Origin of the sequence: Roseateles chitinivorans (assembly GCF_050632145.1) — a bacterium.
In the GTDB taxonomy this organism is placed as follows: Bacteria; Pseudomonadota; Gammaproteobacteria; order Burkholderiales; family Burkholderiaceae_C; genus Roseateles; species Roseateles chitinivorans_B.
The window spans coordinates 3376622-3393199 of the sequence record NZ_CP192577.1; the positions used below are offsets into that span (position 1 = coordinate 3376622).

The 16578-nt window shown below is 69.0% G+C and carries 13 protein-coding genes and 2 pseudogenes; 5 read left to right on the forward strand and 10 right to left on the reverse strand.

Going from position 1 to position 16578, the window contains the following annotated elements; translation table 11 throughout:
• Positions 1-18 precede the first annotated feature (18 nt).
• A complete protein-coding gene (locus tag ACQ86G_RS15570; protein WP_431256196.1) occupies positions 19-948 on the reverse strand; it encodes a LysR family transcriptional regulator in 930 nt (309 codons plus the stop codon).
• A gap of 200 nt (positions 949-1148) precedes the next feature.
• On the opposite strand from ACQ86G_RS15570, the gene ACQ86G_RS15575 reads away from it, so the two are divergent.
• From ACQ86G_RS15575 to ACQ86G_RS15595, 5 genes are all read left to right on the forward strand, one after another.
• Positions 1149-2474: an amidohydrolase family protein gene (locus tag ACQ86G_RS15575; RefSeq protein WP_431256197.1), complete on the forward strand. Its 1326-nt coding sequence runs from the start codon at positions 1149-1151 to the stop codon at positions 2472-2474.
• A gap of 26 nt (positions 2475-2500) precedes the next feature.
• On the forward strand, positions 2501-3727 hold the full coding sequence (locus ACQ86G_RS15580; protein WP_431256198.1) for an arabinose transporter: 1227 nt from the start codon (positions 2501-2503) through the stop codon (positions 3725-3727).
• Between the two features lie 58 nt (positions 3728-3785).
• Positions 3786-4904 (forward strand): PA0069 family radical SAM protein, encoded by a 1119-nt coding sequence (locus ACQ86G_RS15585; RefSeq protein WP_431256199.1) that lies wholly within the window; start codon positions 3786-3788, stop codon positions 4902-4904.
• A gap of 197 nt (positions 4905-5101) precedes the next feature.
• Positions 5102-5599, forward strand: coding sequence for a hypothetical protein (locus tag ACQ86G_RS15590; protein WP_431256200.1), 498 nt, complete (start codon positions 5102-5104; stop codon positions 5597-5599).
• Positions 5600-5633: 34 nt separating this feature from the next.
• Positions 5634-6083 (forward strand): hypothetical protein, encoded by a 450-nt coding sequence (locus ACQ86G_RS15595; RefSeq protein WP_431256201.1) that lies wholly within the window; start codon positions 5634-5636, stop codon positions 6081-6083.
• On the opposite strand, the gene ACQ86G_RS15600 is transcribed toward ACQ86G_RS15595, so the two are convergent.
• From ACQ86G_RS15600 to ACQ86G_RS15640, 9 genes and pseudogenes are all read right to left on the reverse strand, one after another.
• A complete protein-coding gene (locus tag ACQ86G_RS15600) occupies positions 6038-7738 on the reverse strand; it encodes a phosphoethanolamine transferase (protein WP_431256202.1) in 1701 nt (566 codons plus the stop codon). The two genes, ACQ86G_RS15595 and ACQ86G_RS15600, sit on opposite strands and share 46 nt — an antisense overlap.
• 107 nt (positions 7739-7845) lie before the next feature.
• Positions 7846-9186 carry a tetratricopeptide repeat protein gene (locus ACQ86G_RS15605; RefSeq protein WP_431256203.1) on the reverse strand — a complete coding sequence of 447 codons (1341 nt, stop codon included), beginning with the start codon at positions 9184-9186 and terminating at the stop codon, positions 7846-7848.
• Positions 9187-9220: 34 nt separating this feature from the next.
• Positions 9221-9490, reverse strand: a pseudogene (locus ACQ86G_RS15610) (response regulator); the annotation flags it as partial.
• Positions 9491-9666: 176 nt separating this feature from the next.
• Positions 9667-10815: a molecular chaperone DnaJ gene (gene dnaJ / locus ACQ86G_RS15615; protein WP_431256204.1), complete on the reverse strand. Its 1149-nt coding sequence runs from the start codon at positions 10813-10815 to the stop codon at positions 9667-9669.
• A gap of 126 nt (positions 10816-10941) precedes the next feature.
• Positions 10942-12920: pseudogene (gene dnaK / locus ACQ86G_RS15620) on the reverse strand (molecular chaperone DnaK).
• A 174-nt stretch (positions 12921-13094) separates the two neighbouring features.
• On the reverse strand, positions 13095-13637 hold the full coding sequence (grpE, locus tag ACQ86G_RS15625; RefSeq protein WP_431256205.1) for a nucleotide exchange factor GrpE: 543 nt from the start codon (positions 13635-13637) through the stop codon (positions 13095-13097).
• A gap of 297 nt (positions 13638-13934) precedes the next feature.
• The gene (locus ACQ86G_RS15630; RefSeq protein WP_431256206.1) at positions 13935-14378 is read right to left on the reverse strand and encodes an RNA-binding S4 domain-containing protein; all 444 of its coding nucleotides are present in this window, start codon (positions 14376-14378) and stop codon (positions 13935-13937) included.
• A 26-nt stretch (positions 14379-14404) separates the two neighbouring features.
• Positions 14405-15847 carry a sensor histidine kinase gene (locus tag ACQ86G_RS15635; RefSeq protein ID WP_431261415.1) on the reverse strand — a complete coding sequence of 481 codons (1443 nt, stop codon included), beginning with the start codon at positions 15845-15847 and terminating at the stop codon, positions 14405-14407.
• 27 nt (positions 15848-15874) lie between these two features.
• Positions 15875-16567, reverse strand: coding sequence for a response regulator transcription factor (locus ACQ86G_RS15640; RefSeq protein WP_431256207.1), 693 nt, complete (start codon positions 16565-16567; stop codon positions 15875-15877).
• Positions 16568-16578 lie beyond the last annotated feature (11 nt).

Sequence of the window (16578 nt, forward strand, 5' to 3'; positions counted from 1 at the left end):
GGGGACGATTATGGAAGCTCAGGCCGTCGGGCCCGATGGCGCGCAGAGCTCGATGCAGAACGCCATGAACGCCTCCACCGAGGCCGGTGGCAGGCGCCGCGACGGGCGCACGATGTGCAGCGGGAAGGTTTCGCCGGGCCAGTCGGGAAACAGCTCGACCAGCGTGCCGTCGCCGATCAGGTGCTCGACGCTCAGCGCCAGGACTTGCGCCACGCCGGCGCCCGCCACGCAGGCCTGCACCATCGCGTCCGCATCGGTCATCGTCAGCGAGCCCGACGTGGCCACCGTCAGCTGCTCCTTCGCGCGTCCCTTGCCGCGGACGAAGATCCATTCGAACGGCTTGCCGCGCTGCGGGTCGATGTACTGGAGGCAGTCGTGCTTCGCCAGCTCCGCCGGCTTGCGCGGCCGTCCGCGACGATCGAGGTAGGCGGGCGCCGCCACCGTCAGCACGCGGTTCTCCAGCAGCTTGCGCGAGGTCATCGTCGATGCCGGCTGCGGGCCGAAGCGCACCGCCACGTCCACGCCCTCGGCGACCAGGTCGCCGCTGCCCGGGAACTGCACCATCGTCAGCGTGAGGTCGGGATAGAGCGCCTGCAGGCGGGGCAGGGCGGGCGCGAGCACGTAGCGCGCGAACAGCGGGTTGAGGCTCACGCGCAGCGCGCCGCGCACGCTGACCGCCGCGCCGGAGACGAGGTTCGCCGCTTCCTCGATGCCCTCCAGGTGCGGCACCGCGTGCTCGTAAAGCCGTGCGCCCTCGCCGGTGAGGTGCAGCGATCGCGTCGTGCGGTCGAGCAGGCGCACGCCCAGGCGCTCCTCCAGCCGCGACACCGCGCGGCTCACGCCGGAGGCCGACAGGCCGAGCACCTCGCCCGCCTTGCTGAAGCTGCCCGCCTCGACCACCGCGGCCAGCACGCTCATGCCGGCCAGCAATCGTCCGTCGATGCTCATCCTGTTGTCCTCATCTTTGAATTTCAGCAAAGATCATTTGAACGACTCTACCTTTATCAAAGATCGTCCGCTTCGCATCATTCGGTCCGTTGCCTCAATCCCGAGTCGATGTCCCCCACGGATCGTCCAACGAATCGTCCAGCGACTCCTCCGCCGATCCCCCACCCATTCCTCCACCGATTCCTCCAACGGAGTTCCCCATGACCGATCGCGACATCCTCTTCAAGGCCGGCACCGTCATCACGATGGATGCGGCGCTGCCCAACCTGGCCGTCGGCGACGTGCTGGTGCGCGACGGGCGCATCGCCGCCGTCGGCGCGGACCTGCCGGCGGGCGACGCCGAGGTCGTCGACGCCGCCGGCAGCATCGTGATGCCCGGCCTGGTCGACGCCCACCACCACGCCTGGCTGGGCGTGATGCGCCGGTTGATGCCCGACGTCGACGACCTCTTCGCCTACATCGATGTGGTGGCCGGCAAGTTGGGCGCGCACTTCCGCCCGCAGGACATGTACACCAGCACGATGCTGACGGCGGCCGCGTCGCTGGACGCCGGCATCACGACGATCGTCGACGCCTGCCACAGCTCGCGCAGCCCCGAGCACACCGACGCGGCGCTGGACGCGCTGGACGCCTCCGGCATCCGGGCGCTGCACATGGTCGGTCCGGCGATGGACAAGGGCGCCTCGTCGGCGCATCTGCCGGGCGACCTGGCGCGACTGGCCGCGCGCTGGAACGGCACCGACAGCCGCGTGCAGGTCGGCCTGTTCGGCCAGTTGAAGCTGGACTGGTGGGAGGTCGCGCGCGGCCTGGACATGCGCATCCTGACCGAGTTCATCGGGGATCTTGCGCAGCTCGGCCCCGAGTTCGCCAGGCCCGGCGTGCTCGGCCCGCACAACCTCTTCAACCACTGCACGCGGGTTCCCGCGGCGACCTGGCAGCTGTTCGCCGACGCGGGCGTGAACATCACGGTGAATCCGCGTTCGGACGCGCTGTTCGGCTTCGACGACGAGACCTTCGCCTACCAGGTGGCCGTGGACCACGGCCTGGCGCCGGCGCTGGGCATCGATCTCGACACCGCCTTCGGCAGCGACCTGTTCGGCGAGATGCATGCGCTGTTCCATCAGCAGCGCGCCGCGATGCGCTACCGCCGGTTCCGCGGCGAGTCTGCCGTGCCCGCGCCCATCGGCGTCGAGGAGGTGCTGCGCGCCGCCACCGTGAACGGGGCGCGGGCCGCCGGCATCGAGCACCGCGTCGGCACGCTGACGCCAGGCAAGGCCGCGGACCTGATCATGGTGCGCACCCGCGGCGCGGCCGTGTTCCCGGTGACGAACGCGATCGCCACCATCGTGCAGGCGGTGGAGCGCGCCGACGTCGACACGGTCATGGTCGGCGGGCGCCTGCGCAAGCGCGGCGGCCGGCTGATCGACGTCGACCTGGCGAAGCTGGCCGCCGACGCGGCGTCCTCGCGCGATTTCCTGCTCGACGCCAGCGGACATCGCGTCGATCTGTTCAAGACGGCCGCCTGATCGACTCACGACCCCTGGGAGATGCCATGTCTGCCTCCGCTTCGTCCCGCGTGGACGGAGCGGCGCGTCTCGATGCCGCGCCGCTTCCGATGCCTGCTTCCACGCCCGTCCTGACGCGTCCCGCGCCCGGCGTCATCGCGGCGCTGTTCTGCGGCTACCTGGCGGTCGGGCTGCCGCTGCCGGTGCTGCCGCTGTTCATCCACGAGCGCCTCGGCTTCGACGCGCTGACGGTCGGGCTCGTCATCGGCCTGCAGTTCGTCGCCACGGTGCTGACGCGCGGATACGCCGGCCGCCTCGTGGACGGGCAGGGCGGGCGGCGCTCGGCGCTGCAGGGCGCGATCGGCTGCGCCGTCGCGGGCCTGCTGTACCTCGTCGCCGCGCTGCCGGCGTGGTCCCCGGCGGCCGCGTTGGCCCTCGTCGTCGCCGGACGGCTGGTGGCCGGCTTCGGCGAGAGCCAGTTCGTCACCGGCAGCGTGTCGTGGTCCATCGCGTCGGTGGGGCCGCAGCGCGCGGGCCTGTCGATGTCGTGGACCGGCATCGCGATGTTCGGCGCGCTCTCGATCGGCGCGCCGATGGGCATGGGCTTGTATCGCGGCCATGGCCTGCCTGCCGTGATGGTCGCGTGCATCGCCGCGCCGCTCGCCGCCTGGGCGATCGCGCTGGCGACACCGGCGTACCGCATGGCCGGCGGCCCGCGCCTGCCGTTCCGGCGCGTCGTGGGCCAGATCTGGCGCCAGGGGCTCGGGCTGACGCTGCAGGGCGTCGGGCTGGCCGGGCTGACCGCCTTCGCGTCGCTGTACTTCGCGGCACGCGGCTGGTCGCATGCCGGCGTGGTGATGACCTGCTTCGGCGTCGGCTTCATCGCCGTGAGGCTGCTGCTCGGGCATCTGCCCGACAAGATCGGCGGACGGCGCGTGGCGCTGTGGTCGCTGGTCGTCGAGGCGATCGGGCAGGCGCTGGTCTGGGGCGCGCCGCTGGAGACCGTCGCGTTGGCCGGTGCCTTCGTCAGCGGCCTGGGCTGCGCGCTGATCTATCCGGCGCTGGGCGTCGAGGCGCTCAAGCGCGTGCCGCCCGCCAGCCGCGGCAGCGCGATCGGCGCGTTCGCGGCCTTCCTCGACATCGCGTACGGACTGGCCGGGCCAGCCGCCGGTCTGGTCGCGGGGCGCTTCGGCTTCGCGGCGGTGTACCTGCTGGGTGCGGCGGCGGCGGTGCTGGGCGCGGTACTGGTCCTCACCGGCCGCCAGGAGGGGTGAGCCCGGTGGATGCCGATGGGCACTGGCATTCTTCGGCGATACTGTATAAATTGACAGTATGCCGCAAGACACCAAGATCGCTGCCCCGCCGCTGTACCTCCAGGCCGACGCGCTGAAGGGACGGGGCAGCGCCTGGGCGATGCCGCACCGCTTCGAATCGCGCGAGCGGGAGCAGTACGACGACGGCTGGGGCACGCTGGACCAGGAGGCGCTCGAGGAGCACGTCGCCCCGAAGACCGAGATCATCGAGGAGCACGCCAAGAAGATCGTCAGCGGCAACCAGTCGCCCGACATCGGCTTCGACCTGTCGATCAATCCCTACCGCGGCTGCGAGCACGGCTGCATCTACTGCTTCGCACGGCCGACGCACAGCTACCTGAACCTGTCGCCGGGCCTGGACTTCGAGACCAAGATCATCGCGAAGGTCAACGCCGCCGAGCGGCTGCGGGAGACGCTGGCGTCGCCCGCGTACAGGCCGGCGCCGCTGGTGCTGGGCACGGCGACGGACGCCTACCAGCCGATCGAGCGCAAGCTCGGCATCACGCGCGCCGTCGTGGAGGTGCTGACGGAGGCTCGGCATCCGTTCTCGGTGGTGACCAAGTCCAGCGGCATCGAGCGCGACCTGGACCTGATCGTGCCGATGGCGCTCAAGCGGCAGGTGTCGGTCTACCTGTCGGTGACCTCGCTGGATCCGGCGCTGTCGCGGACGCTGGAGCCACGCGCGGCGTCACCGCAGCGACGGTTGCAGACGATCAGGGCGCTGGCGGAGGCGGGCGTGCCGGTGGGGGTGAGCGTGTCGCCGGTGATCCCGTTCCTGAACGAGCCGGAGCTGGAACGCATCCTCGAAGCCGCTGCGGAGGCGGGCGCGACGAAGGCCTTCAGCATTCCCTTGCGGCTGCCCTGGGAAGTGGCGCCGCTGTTCCACGACTGGCTGCGGTTGCATCAGCCGGACAAGGCGGCGCGCATCATGGCGCGGCTGCGCGACATGCGCGGCGGCAAGGACAACGATCCGCGCTTCGGCACGCGTTTCACCGGCGAGGGGATCTGGGCCGAGCTGCTCCAGCAGCGGCTGCGCAAGGCCTCGCAGCGCCTGGGACTGGGCCGCGAGCGGCACCAGTTCGACTTCAGCGAGTTCCGCCCGCCGTCCAAGGTGGTGGGGCAGCAGTCGTTGTTCTGAGCGGCGGCAAGACCTGGCCCCTCGTCAGTTGGGCTGGGCAGCCTCGCTGGCAATGACCTTCCTCAGTATGCGCAGGGGGAGTGACCTACCCGGATCAATGCCCCCCGATGAAACGCTCTTCGGAGGGAATGTCTTTCGATCGCATCACGCAGAGACTGGTTGGCATTGAGTCGAGGACTCGCAATGCAGGAGCAGTGATGTCTCTACAAGTGAACTACGTCAGGCCCGTGAGTCGGACCGACAGGTTGGTGGCGATCATGGTGATGCCCGTGCCGACCGCAGAGGGGATGTCAGAGCTGGCGGCGGTGGTCGAGTTGCTGCGGTATCCCGCTGTGCTGTTCGGTGCGGCTCGCCCTGAGGGGAAAGTCGACGCGCGTTGCAAGTACACGAGCTGGGACGGGGTCGACAAGGCGCTGTCACTGCTTGAAAGTCGCAATGTCTCCGTGACCTATGTCCGACACCTTCTGCATCTGGCGGCTCACTTCGCGCAGCGTCACGGCCTGCGGCGAGAAGGAACGGTGACCTTGACGCTCTTCGAACACGAAAGCATCACGAGCATTCGCTACGAAGTTCCGGTCGATGTCAGCCGCGAAGCGGCCTTGGAATGGACGTCCGAATTCTGGGGCGAACTCGCTTACGTCGATCTGCTGCAGCCCCACTTCCTGCTCTCGTTTGTGGACGAGGCATCCGCCTGAGGCCGCCAGCAAAACCCACTGTCAGGGACGCATCATGGCCATCGAGTGCAAAGACTTTCTCGCCTTCGCGCGCCAGTTGGGGCAGCAGGACTCAGAGGTGGCATTCCGGAGCGCCATCAGTCGCGCCTACTACGCCGCATTCCACCGCTGCAAGGAATGGGAGCAGACCCTGCCGATGCTTGGTCGCAACGAAGGGCCGGAAGGAGGATCACATCAAGAGCTCATCAACCGGTTGAAGCATCCTGCCGAGCGCTGCGGCGAGATATTGAAGGAGCGGTCGCGGAGGAACGGAGCACAGCTCGAAGCGCAGCGACACCGACGAGTGCAAGCCGATTACGCATTGGGCGAGACCGTGACAGCCGCTGAGATGCATGACCAGTTCGGACAAGTCCGGCAGGTTCTGGAACGATGTGACGCGGCCCTACCGCGCTCGATGCCTCAGCTGCGCCGGCAGGCGCCCACCCAATCCCAGTCCTTGCGATAGACCGAAGTCTCCACGCCACTGAGGCTGAGCACCGTGTGATACAGCCCGTCGTGCGACATCGGCGTATCGCGCCGCTGCGTCAGGCAGGCGCTGTCGAGCTTCTGCGATTGCCGCGTCTGCTCCGGCAGCCACAGGATCAGCGGCACATGCTTCTGCTGCTTGGGCGCCAACGCATAAGGCATGCCGTGCAGGAACAGGTTGTTCTCGCCCAGCGACTCGCCGTGGTCCGACACGTAGAGCAGGCTGGGGTCGAAGCGCTGCTCCTGGGTCCCCAGCCAGTCGATCGCCTTCGCCAGCACATGGTCGGTGTAGGCGATCGTGTTGTCATAGGCATTGCGCACCTGTTCCAGCTCGCATTGCTGCAGCGCGTTGCTGCGGCACTCGGGCTGGAAGGGCTTGCGGTCGTCGGGCGTGCGCAGGTAATAGGCCGGGCCGTGGCTGCCCATCTGGTGCAGCACCAGCACGACGCCACGGGCGACGCGCTGCGGATCCAATGCCGCGATGCGCGCGTCCAGGTCGTGCAGCATCACTTCGTCGAGGCATTCACCGTCCGCGCGGCACAGGCCCGCGGGAACCGGGTGGTCCGGCCGCGCGGGATTGATGGCCTGCGCATTCGGCACGCGGTCGCAGATGCCTTTGCAGCCGGCCTGGTTGTCCAGCCACAGCACCGCCAGCCCGGCGCGCTGGAGCACATCCAGCAGCGTCTGCTGGTTGCCGGGATGATCGACATACACCTCGCGGCCGAGCTGGGAGAACATGCACGGCAGCGAGGCCGCCGTCGACGTGCCGCAGGACGCGACCTCGCGATAGCTCAGCACCGGTTTCGTCGACAGCTCCGGATTGGTCGGCTTGGCATAACCGTTGAGCTGGAAGTTGTCCGAGCGCGCCGTCTCGCCGACCACCAGCAGCACCAGCGGCGGTCGCGCGCCGGCGGCACGGGGCGTGAGCCTGGCGTCGGCGGCGACGACCTCGAGCGGCCCCTTGGGCTTCTTCTGCTTCTGCGCGGCCAGCGCGGCGCTCGCCCAGATCGCATTGATCGGGCTGACCATCTTGGTCAGGGTCTTGTTGTTGCGCAAGGTGGAGGCCAGGTCCGCCGTCTTCGTCGCCGCCAGGCCGACGCCCACGGCCAGCGCCAGCGCCACGCTCGCGAGGTTCCATCCCAGCCGCTTGAACCAGCGCTTGTCCGTCAGCCGCTGCCGCCAGATCCAGATCAGCGGGATCAACGCGATCACCAGCACATGGACCGCCAGTCCCCCGCCGATCAGGTCGCGCGTCTCGCGCACGTCGGTCTGCAGCGCGTTGGTGATCATCGTGCTGTCGATGATCACGCCGTAGCTGCCGATGAAGTAGGCCAGCGGTGCCGTCATCAGCAGCATCAGCGTCAGCAGCGGCTTCACCGCCACGCGCCAGGCCAGCAGGCTGAAGCAGGCCGCGAGCACCATGATCACGATGCCGGCGAAGACGATGACGAACAGCTTGCCCGAGGCGCCGGCATAGTCCGGCATGCCCCACATCCGCTGCCACAGCGGCCAGTTGCCGAGCACACCGATCCACAGTGCGGTCAGCCACGTCAATGCCAGCGGTGAACGGGCGCGCCCTGTGCGCGCCGTGGCGGCCTCGCGTGCCTGCGAGGTCGAGGAATCGGAAAACGGCATCTTGTTGTGTCAGGCCGGCAAGAGAAAACCTGCCCTTGTAGTTGTCGTACCTGAAGCTCCCCTGAAGCATTCCTGAGCCTCGCCGCAGCTTAGCCGGGGATGCGCAGTCATCCTCGCAAAGCCATGCCGCCGCCTCGGGCGGCCTTGAGCCCCTGGCCGCTGGCCTGCACGTAACGGCGCTGCAGGTCCTCGATCTTCGGCTCCAGCGCGCCGGGGTCGGTCATCCGTTCCCGGTAACGCTTGAGGACCAGCGCGGCCATGTCGATCAGCTTGGCGTTGAGCGTGTGCGTGCCTTGCTCGACCAGCAACTGCACGCCGGTCTGCGCGTCGCCGCGCATCGCATGCCGCATCGCCGTCTCGGAGATCGCGAACACCCGTGCATTCGCGTCGCGCAGCAGCTGCGTGCTGGGTTCATGGCCCTCGGCCATGCTGATCAGCACCTCGGTCGCCGACTTCGAGCTGCAGAAGCGCAGACCGAGCTGGTTCATCAGCGTCTCCATCTCGCTGAGCTCGATGTCCTGCCGCGCCATGCGCACCCACAGCGCGACCAGCAGGCTCGCGGCCTCGAGGTCGAAATCCGGGTCGGCGGCGCGTCGCGCGAACCGGCGCGCCAGCGTCAGCGCGTCCGCCAGCTTGCGATCCAGCAGCAGCCGCAGGCCCTGCATCAGCACGTCGAAGCCCTGCAGGCGCTGGTCGCGCGGCGCGCGTTCCATGGCCTGCATCAACGCATCCATCGTGTACTTGAGGCCCTTGCTGTCCTTCGCGTCGAAACGCATCAGCGCGATCAGGGCCAGGCTGTGCGCATCGAACAGCTTGGAGCGCAAGCCCTGCGCCACGCTGCGTTCGAGCATCTTGAGCGCCTCGTCGCGCTGCCCCGCGTAGAAGGCCAGCGTGCCGCAATGCTGCTGGCGCAGCAGGCAGCCCGGCGTCAGCGTCGCCGCGGTGCGGTAGGTCGCGAGCGCGGCGTCGATCTCGCCTTGCTCCATCTGCACGCGGCCCATCAGGTCGTAGCTGTCGGCCTGGTCGGGCATGTCGCCGATCAGGGTCTCCAGCGTCCGGCGCGCGGCGCTCAGGTTGCCCCCGGCGACCTCGGTCCGCGCCACGCCCAGCCGCGCCCAGGGCACGGTGCGCGCCGCGATGATGGCCTCGTACAGTTCACGCGCCTCGGTGTGGCGCTCCAGGCGCAGCAGCAGTTCCGCGCCGATGCGGGCGGCGTACAGCCAGTAGGTCGCCTTGCGTTGGAAACGCTCCAGGCACAGGTCCGCGGCGCGGCCGAAATCCTTCGCGTCGATCGCCTCGAAGATGTCCTTGAGTTCCACCTTGCGATGCCGCGCGTTGGCCAGCCGGTCGGCCAGCGCCGTGGTCGTGTAGGGCTTGACGAGGTAGGCGTCGAGGGCCGCCTCGGCCGCTTCGGCGACCTTCGCGTACGACGCCTCGCCGGTGACCATGACGAAGACGGTGGAGTAGGGGAGCAGGCTGCTCGCGCCGCAACTCGTCCAGCAGGTCCTGCCCCGACATCTCGGATCCGTCGAAGTAGTAGTCGCAGATGACGATGTCGTAGGGCTGCGTCTCGAGGATCACGCGGGCGTCCCGCACGCGCGTGGTCTGCCGCACATGGCCGACGCCGAGTTCGCGCAGCTGCGCCGTCATCAGGCTGCGCGAGTTCGCGTTGCTGTCGATGACCAGCGCCTGCGTCTTTCCGAGCGTGCCGGCGAGCGTCATGGCCGTGGCCCCGCCAAGGCGCGCGCCCATGTGAAAAAGCCCGCCTCCGAAGAGAGCGGGCCGGCAGCACCCCAACGAATTGTGCGAATGTCGTCAACCACCGACCGATTGTCGGTCGGGCGACGACCGCCGGTCCCCCGGGTTTGCGTGGGTGGCCGGCGCGATTCGCGAGTCGTGACTGGGGTTTGCGTGTCGCTGTTGGCGATTTACTTGAAGAGGTCCTTGACCCGGTCGGTCCAGCTCTTCGCGTTGGGCGAGTGGCGCTCGCCGCCGTCGCGCAGGCTCTTGTCGAGGTCCTTCAGCAGCTTGCGCTGATGCTCGGTCAGTTTCACCGGCGTCTCGATGCTGATGTGGCAGTACAGGTCACCCGGGTAGCTCGAGCGCACACCCTTGATGCCCTTGCCGCGCAGGCGGAAGGTCTTGCCGTGCTGCGTGCCTTCGGGGAGCTCGATCTCGGCCTTGCCGCCCAGCGTCGGCACCTCGATCGTGCCGCCCAGCGCCGCCGTCGTGATCGACACCGGCATCGTGCAGTGCAGGTCGTCGCCGTCGCGCTCGAAGATGTCGTGCTGCTTGATGCGGATCTCGATGTAGAGATCGCCCGACGGACCGCCGTTCACCCCCGGCTCGCCGTTGCCGGCCGAGCGGATGCGCATGCCTTCGTTGATGCCGGCCGGGATCTTGACTTCCAGCGTCTTGGTCTTCTTGATCTTGCCGGCGCCGTTGCAGGTGGTGCAAGGTTCCGGAATGATCTTGCCGGTGCCGTGGCAGTGCGGGCAGGTCTGCTGGATGCTGAAGAAGCCCTGGCGCATGTGCACCGTGCCGCTGCCGCCGCAGGAGCCGCAGGTCTTGGCGCTGGTGCCGGGTTTTGCGCCGCTGCCCTTGCAGGTCTCGCAGCCTTCCCAGGACGGGATGCGGATCTGCGTCTCCTTGCCGCGCGCCGCTTCCTCCAGCGTGATCTCCATCGCGTAGCTCAGGTCGCTGCCGCGATAGACCTGCTGGCCGCCGCCCTGGCGACGGCCGCCGCCGCCCTGCTGGCCGAACAGGTCGCCGAAGATGTCGCCGAAGGCTTCCGCGAAGCCGCCGAAGCCTTCGCCGCCCTGGCCGCCGCGGAAGCCCTGGTTCGGATCCACGCCCGCGTGGCCGTACTGGTCGTAGGCGGCCCGCTTCTGGCCGTCCGAGAGCATCTCGTAGGCTTCCTTGGTCTCCTTGAACTTGTCCTCGGCTTCCTTGGCACCGTCGCCCTGATTGCGGTCAGGGTGGTACTTCATCGCGAGCTTGCGATAGGCCTTCTTGATGTCCTCTTCGCTGGCGTTCTTCGCGACGCCCAGGACTTCGTAATAGTCACGCTTTGCCATGGAATCTTCCTGCAGGCCTCAAACCAGAACGCCGCGCGGGACTGGCGGCCCCGCGCGGCGGCTGTCAATCGACAGCGATTGCCGTGCGCGATGCCGACGTCGGGTCGGCACGCACGCCTGTACGGCTTACTTGGAGTCCTTGACTTCCTTGAACTCCGCGTCGACGACGTTGTCGTCGGCCGGCTTGGCCGACGCCTGCGCACCGGCGGCTTCCGCGTGCTCGGCACCCGCGCCCGCGGCACCCGCCGCGCCCGCGCCGGCTGCCGCCTGCGCGGCCTGCGCCTCGGCGTAGACCTTCTCGCCCAGCTTCTGGCTGGCGGTCATCAGCGCTTCGGTCTTGGCGTCGATGTCGGCCTTGTCCTCGCCCTTGATGGCTTCTTCCAGGTCCTTGACCGCGGCTTCGATCTTTTCCTTCTCGCCGGCGTCCAGCTTGTCGCCGTGCTCGGTCAGCGACTTCTGCACCGAGTGCACCAGGCCGTCGGCCTGGTTCTTGGCCTGGACCAGCTCGACCTTCTTCTTGTCCTCGGCGGCGTTGGCCTCGGCGTCCTTCACCATCTTCTCGATCTCGGCCTCGGACAGGCCGGAGTTCGCCTTGATGGTGATCTTGTTTTCCTTGCCGGTGCCCTTGTCCTTGGCGCCGACGTGCAGGATGCCGTTGGCGTCGATGTCGAAGCTGACCTCGATCTGCGGCAGGCCGCGCGGCGCCGGCGGGATGCCTTCGAGGTTGAACTCGCCCAGGCTCTTGTTGGCCTGCGCCAGTTCACGCTCGCCCTGGTAGACCTTGATGGTCACCGCGGGCTGGCTGTCCTCGGCGGTCGAGAAGGTCTGCGCGAACTTGGTCGGGATGGTCGTGTTCTTCTTGATCATCTTCGTCATCACGCCGCCCAGGGTCTCGATGCCCAGGCTCAGCGGGGTGACGTCCAGCAGCAGCACGTCGGTGCGTTCGCCGCCCAGGACCTGGCCCTGGATCGCGGCGCCGACGGCCACGGCCTCATCGGGGTTCACGTCCTTGCGCGGGTCCTTGCCGAAGAACTCCTTGACCTTCTCCTGCACCTTGGGCATGCGCGACATGCCGCCGACCAGGATGACGTCGTCGATCTCGCCGACCGACACGCCGGCGTCCTTGATCGCCGTGCGGCAGGGGGCGATGGTGCGCTCGATCAGCTCGTCCACCAGCGACTCCAGCTTGGCGCGGGTCAGCTTGATGTTCAGGTGCTTCGGACCGGTGGCGTCGGCCGTGATGTACGGCAGGTTGACGTCGGTCTGCGACGAGTTCGACAGCTCGATCTTGGCCTTCTCGGCCGCTTCCTTCAGGCGCTGCAGGGCCAGCACGTCCTTGGTCAGGTCGACGCCCTGTTCCTTTTGAACTCGCCGATGATGTAGTCGATGATGCGCTGGTCGAAGTCCTCGCCGCCGAGGAAGGTGTCGCCGTTGGTCGACAGCACTTCGAACTGCTTCTCGCCGTCCACGTCCGCGATCTCGATGATCGAGATGTCGAAGGTGCCGCCGCCCAGGTCGAAGACCGCGATCTTGCGGTCGCCGGCGCCGTGCTTGTCCAGGCCGAAGGCCAGGGCCGCGGCGGTGGGCTCGTTGATGATGCGCTTGACGTCCAGGCCCGCGATGCGGCCGGCGTCCTTGGTCGCCTGACGCTGCGCGTCGTTGAAGTAGGCCGGCACCGTGATGACGGCTTCGGTCACTTCCTCGCCGAGGTAGTCCTCGGCCGTCTTCTTCATCTTGCGCAGGACTTCAGCCGACACCTGCGGGGGTGCCAGCTTCTTGCCGCGCACTTCCACCCACGCGTCGCCGTTGTCGGCCGCGGCGATGGTGTAGGGCATCAGGTCGATGTCCTTCTGGACTTCCTTTTCCTGGAACTTGCGGCCGATCAGGCGCTTCACCGCGTACAGCGTGTTGCGCGGGTTGGTCACGGCCTGGCGCTTGGCCGAGGCGCCGACCAGCACTTCGCCGTCTTCCTGGTACGCAATGATCGACGGGGTGGTGCGGGCACCTTCCGCGTTCTCGATGACGCGGGTGGTGTTGCCTTCCATGACCGCGACGCACGAGTTGGTCGTGCCCAGGTCGATGCCGATGATCTTCTTCTTAGCCATGTGGTGCTCCTGAATTTGAAAACTGGCGGAACGGTCAGCGGGGGAGGCCCCCGAGGCTCATCGGATGAGCGGCTGAAACAACGTTCCGGGATGCTTCTGATCTGTGGATAACTTGCCCGGGTTCAAGGCCCCGGATCTTTTTTCAGCGTGCTTTTTTGGGCGAAGGCCGTGCGCTCACTTCGGGGCGGTCACGGTGACCAGCGCCGGGCGCAGCACCCGGTCGGCGATCAGGAAGCCCTTCTGCAGCACGGTCACGACCGTGTTCGGGTCCTGCTCGGCCGGGACCACCGAGATGGCCTGGTGCTGGTGCGGGTCGAACTTCGTGCCGGAGGCCGGGTTGATCTCCACCACCTTGTTGCGCTCCAGCGCCGACTGCAGCTGGCGCAGCGTGGCGTGCACGCCCTGCAGCACCTGCTCGACGCTGGCGTCGGGCAGGGCGATCGCGGCGGAGAGGCTGTCCATCACCGGCAGCATCGCCTCGGCGAAGCCCTCGACGGCGAACTTGCGGGCCTTGGTCGTGTCGTCCTCGCCGCGGCGGCGGGTGTTCTCGACCTCGGCCTTGGCGCGCAGGTAGGCGTCGGACATCTCGGCCAGGCGGCGCTCGGTGTCGGCGAGCCGGGCCTCGAGCGTTTCGGGCACCGCGGCGGCGGCCGCGGCAGCAGCTTGCTGGGTCAGTTCGTCCAGCGTCGGATCAGGTTGTTGGTTGTCAGTCGTCATGGTTGGAATGCCCCAATGCGGATGCCCGGGCTTCTCTTCGGAAGCGCGGCCGGCCTCTGTGAGAACCAGCGTGCGTCGGGCGACCCGCCGCATCTGGGGCCCATGGCCGGAACTTCAAGAGGGTGATTTTCGCATCCGTGCGCGGGCAAACCCCGGGCCTGCTACGGACACCGGCGAGCTGCGGGCGCCTGGTGAGCGCCGGAGGGGCGCAGGATGGGGCGCTGGATGGGGGTAGGTGGGCCGTTCCTCGGTCCGGCAGCGCCTGCCGCCGGCAAGCCCGTCCGGATCCGCCGGGCCTCAATCCAGGCTGGCGGACCAGCGGTTCCAGTCCGCGAGGCGGCGCCGGTCCTGCTTAGTCGGGCGGCCCTGCTCGATGGCGTCGGCCGGCTCGGGCGCGAGGCGGCGCGCCTCGGCGGCCCGCTCGCGGGCGGCGACGCTGTCGGGCGTCTCCTCGTACAGCGTTTGCGCCACTGGCGCGGGACCGCGCACGCCGCTGATGCCGGCCACCTTCACTTCGCGGTCGATCTGGCCCTGGCGCAGCTTGACCAGGTCGCCGACGCGCACTTCGCGCGAGGGCTTCGCCGCCTGCCCGTTGAGGGTCACGCGGCCCTTGCCGATCTCGTCGACGGCGATCGAGCGTGTCTTGAAGAAACGCGCCGCCCAGAGCCACTTGTCCAGGCGCACGCCGTCGGCTCCGGTGGCGCTGGCGGGCGGGGAAGGGGATCGGGAGGAGGAAGACATCGGGGGCGGATTGTCCTATGCGGAATTCAGGGGGCGATCGGATCGGGCGATGGTGCCGCCGGCAGCCGGACCACGGCGTCCAGCCCGGCGATGACCCCATCCTGCTCGCGGTTGTCCAGCGACAGCGTGCCGCCCAGGGATCCCACGATCTCACGGCAGATGGCAAGCCCGAGCCCCGAGCCTCCGCCGGCGCCCGCCGCGAACGGCTGGCCGAGCTTGGGCCGGAGGGCCGCCGCGATGCCGGGGCCGCTGTCGGCGATGCGCAGTTCGATGCCGCCAGCCGGGCCGGCGCCGAGGGCGGATCCCGCGTCGACGTCCCTGGCGCGCGCCGTCACGCGCAGCTCCAGCCGGCCGCCGCGCGGGCAATGCCGCAGCGCGTTGTGCAGCAGGTTGCGCACGAGCTCCCGCAGTGCCCATTCGTGGCCGCGCACCGGCGCGGGTTCGGTGATGAGTTCGAAGTCGAGTTCCGCGTCGGCGATCAGCGGCGCGAGGTCGAGCGCCACCTCGCGCACCGTCTCCGCCAGGTCCAGCCGCGGCGGATCGCCCTGCTGGCGCAACTGCTCGACCTTGGCCAGCGCCAGCATCTGGTTGGCGAGCGCGGTGGCGCCGTCCACGGTGGCGCCGATCTCGTCGATCGCCTGCGTCAGCGGCAGGTCGCCGCGGCGCGCCGACTGCACCTGCGCCTTGAGCACCGCCAGCGGCGTGCGCAGCTGGTGCGAGGTGTCGCGCACGAAGCGCTTCTGATGTGCGAACAGGCCGGCCTGGCGATGCCAGGCCTCGTTGATCGCGACCACCAGCGGCGCGAGCTCCGCCGGCACACCGGGCATCGGGATCGGACTGAGGTCGTCGTCCGCGCGCGCGCCGATCGAGCGGCTCAGCTCCCGCACCGGCCAGGTCGCGAAGAGCACCACGCCCCAGACCACGATGGCGATCACCGCCAGCAGCGCGGCCTGCCGCCACAGCGTCGAGATCAGCACCTGGCGCGCCAGCGTGCGCCGGATCTCCAACGTCTCGGCGACCTGGATGGTCGCGACGCCCAGGCCGGCCTCGCCCGACACCGGCTGCTTGAGCACCGCGACGCGGACCTCCTCGCCCTGGTAGACGTCGTCGTAGAAATCGACCAGCGCCGCATAGGCGCCGCGGGCGGGCAGCTTGCCGTGCCAGGCGGGCAGGTCGTCGAAGCCCGACACCCACTCGCCGCGGAAGCCGGTGACGCGATAGAACATGCGGCTGCGGTTGTCGGCTTCGAAGGCCTCGAGCGCCGCGTAGGGGACCTCGGAGACCAGGTGCGGATCCTCGCGCGTGCCGTGCACGTCGAGCTGCTCGCCGATGGTCTTCGCCGAGGCGAGCAGCGTGCGGTCGTAGGCCGTGTCGATGGCCTTGAGCGCGTCCTCGTAGAGCCGGTGCGCGTTGGCGGCGATCAGCAGGCCGACCGGCACCAGGATGCCCACCAGCAACCGGCTGCGCATCGAGGACAGCGTGATCACTCCGCCCACTCAGTCCGGCGCCTTGAGCAGGTAGCCCAGGCCGCGCAGCGTCACCAGCCGCGCGCCGTCTGCGGGCAGCCGCTTGCGCAGCCGGTAGGCGACGACCTCGACCGCGTCGGGCTGCACGTCGAGGTCGTCGGCGAAGACGATCTCCGTCAGCCGCTCCTTGGCGACCGCCTGGCCCGGCCGCGCCAGCAGCGCGCGCAGCAGCGCGGCCTCGCGCGGCGGCAGGTCCAGCGGCAGCCCGAGGTGGTAGATCGCGCCGCTGTCGACGTCCACGCGCAGGCCGTGGAAGGACTCGTCCTCGTGCGCGCCCGCGCCGGCGGCCGACCCTGATGCGCCGCGGCTGCGCCGGGCGAGGGCGCGCACGCGGGCCTCGAGTTCATCGAGATCGAAAGGCTTGGGCAGGTAGTCGTCGGCGCCGATGTTCAGGCCCAGGATGCGGTCCCCGACGGTGCCCCGCGCGGTCAGGATGATCACCGGCGTCGTGAGCTGCTCGGCGCGCGCGGCCGACAGCAGTTCCAGCCCGTCGATGTCGGGCAGCGACAGGTCCAGCAGCACGACGTCCGGCGGCGACGCGCGCCAGCGCTCGAGCACCGCGCGGCCCTCGGTGAACCCGTGCACCTGGATGCCGCGGCGCTCGAACGACCGCGCCACGGTGGTCTGCAGCGCGGCGTTGTCCTCGACGAAAAACAGCCTCATGGCCGGCAGTG

What these genes read in the sequence shown, in the direction of transcription:
- ACQ86G_RS15570 (WP_431256196.1), bottom strand. Translation starts at nt 948, where the DNA reads ATGAGCATCGACGGACGATTGCTGGCCGGCATGAGCGTGCTGGCCGCG.
- ACQ86G_RS15575 (WP_431256197.1), top strand. Translation starts at nt 1,149, where the DNA reads ATGACCGATCGCGACATCCTCTTCAAGGCCGGCACCGTCATCACGATG.
- ACQ86G_RS15580 (WP_431256198.1), top strand. Translation starts at nt 2,501, where the DNA reads ATGTCTGCCTCCGCTTCGTCCCGCGTGGACGGAGCGGCGCGTCTCGAT.
- ACQ86G_RS15585 (WP_431256199.1), top strand. Translation starts at nt 3,786, where the DNA reads ATGCCGCAAGACACCAAGATCGCTGCCCCGCCGCTGTACCTCCAGGCC.
- ACQ86G_RS15590 (WP_431256200.1), top strand. Translation starts at nt 5,102, where the DNA reads ATGTCTCTACAAGTGAACTACGTCAGGCCCGTGAGTCGGACCGACAGG.
- ACQ86G_RS15595 (WP_431256201.1), top strand. Translation starts at nt 5,634, where the DNA reads ATGGCCATCGAGTGCAAAGACTTTCTCGCCTTCGCGCGCCAGTTGGGG.
- ACQ86G_RS15600 (WP_431256202.1), bottom strand. Translation starts at nt 7,738, where the DNA reads ATGCCGTTTTCCGATTCCTCGACCTCGCAGGCACGCGAGGCCGCCACG.
- ACQ86G_RS15605 (WP_431256203.1), bottom strand. Translation starts at nt 9,186, where the DNA reads ATGGTCACCGGCGAGGCGTCGTACGCGAAGGTCGCCGAAGCGGCCGAG.
- dnaJ (WP_431256204.1), bottom strand. Translation starts at nt 10,815, where the DNA reads ATGGCAAAGCGTGACTATTACGAAGTCCTGGGCGTCGCGAAGAACGCC.
- grpE (WP_431256205.1), bottom strand. Translation starts at nt 13,637, where the DNA reads ATGACGACTGACAACCAACAACCTGATCCGACGCTGGACGAACTGACC.
- ACQ86G_RS15630 (WP_431256206.1), bottom strand. Translation starts at nt 14,378, where the DNA reads ATGTCTTCCTCCTCCCGATCCCCTTCCCCGCCCGCCAGCGCCACCGGA.
- ACQ86G_RS15635 (WP_431261415.1), bottom strand. Translation starts at nt 15,847, where the DNA reads ATGCGCAGCCGGTTGCTGGTGGGCATCCTGGTGCCGGTCGGCCTGCTG.
- ACQ86G_RS15640 (WP_431256207.1), bottom strand. Translation starts at nt 16,567, where the DNA reads ATGAGGCTGTTTTTCGTCGAGGACAACGCCGCGCTGCAGACCACCGTG.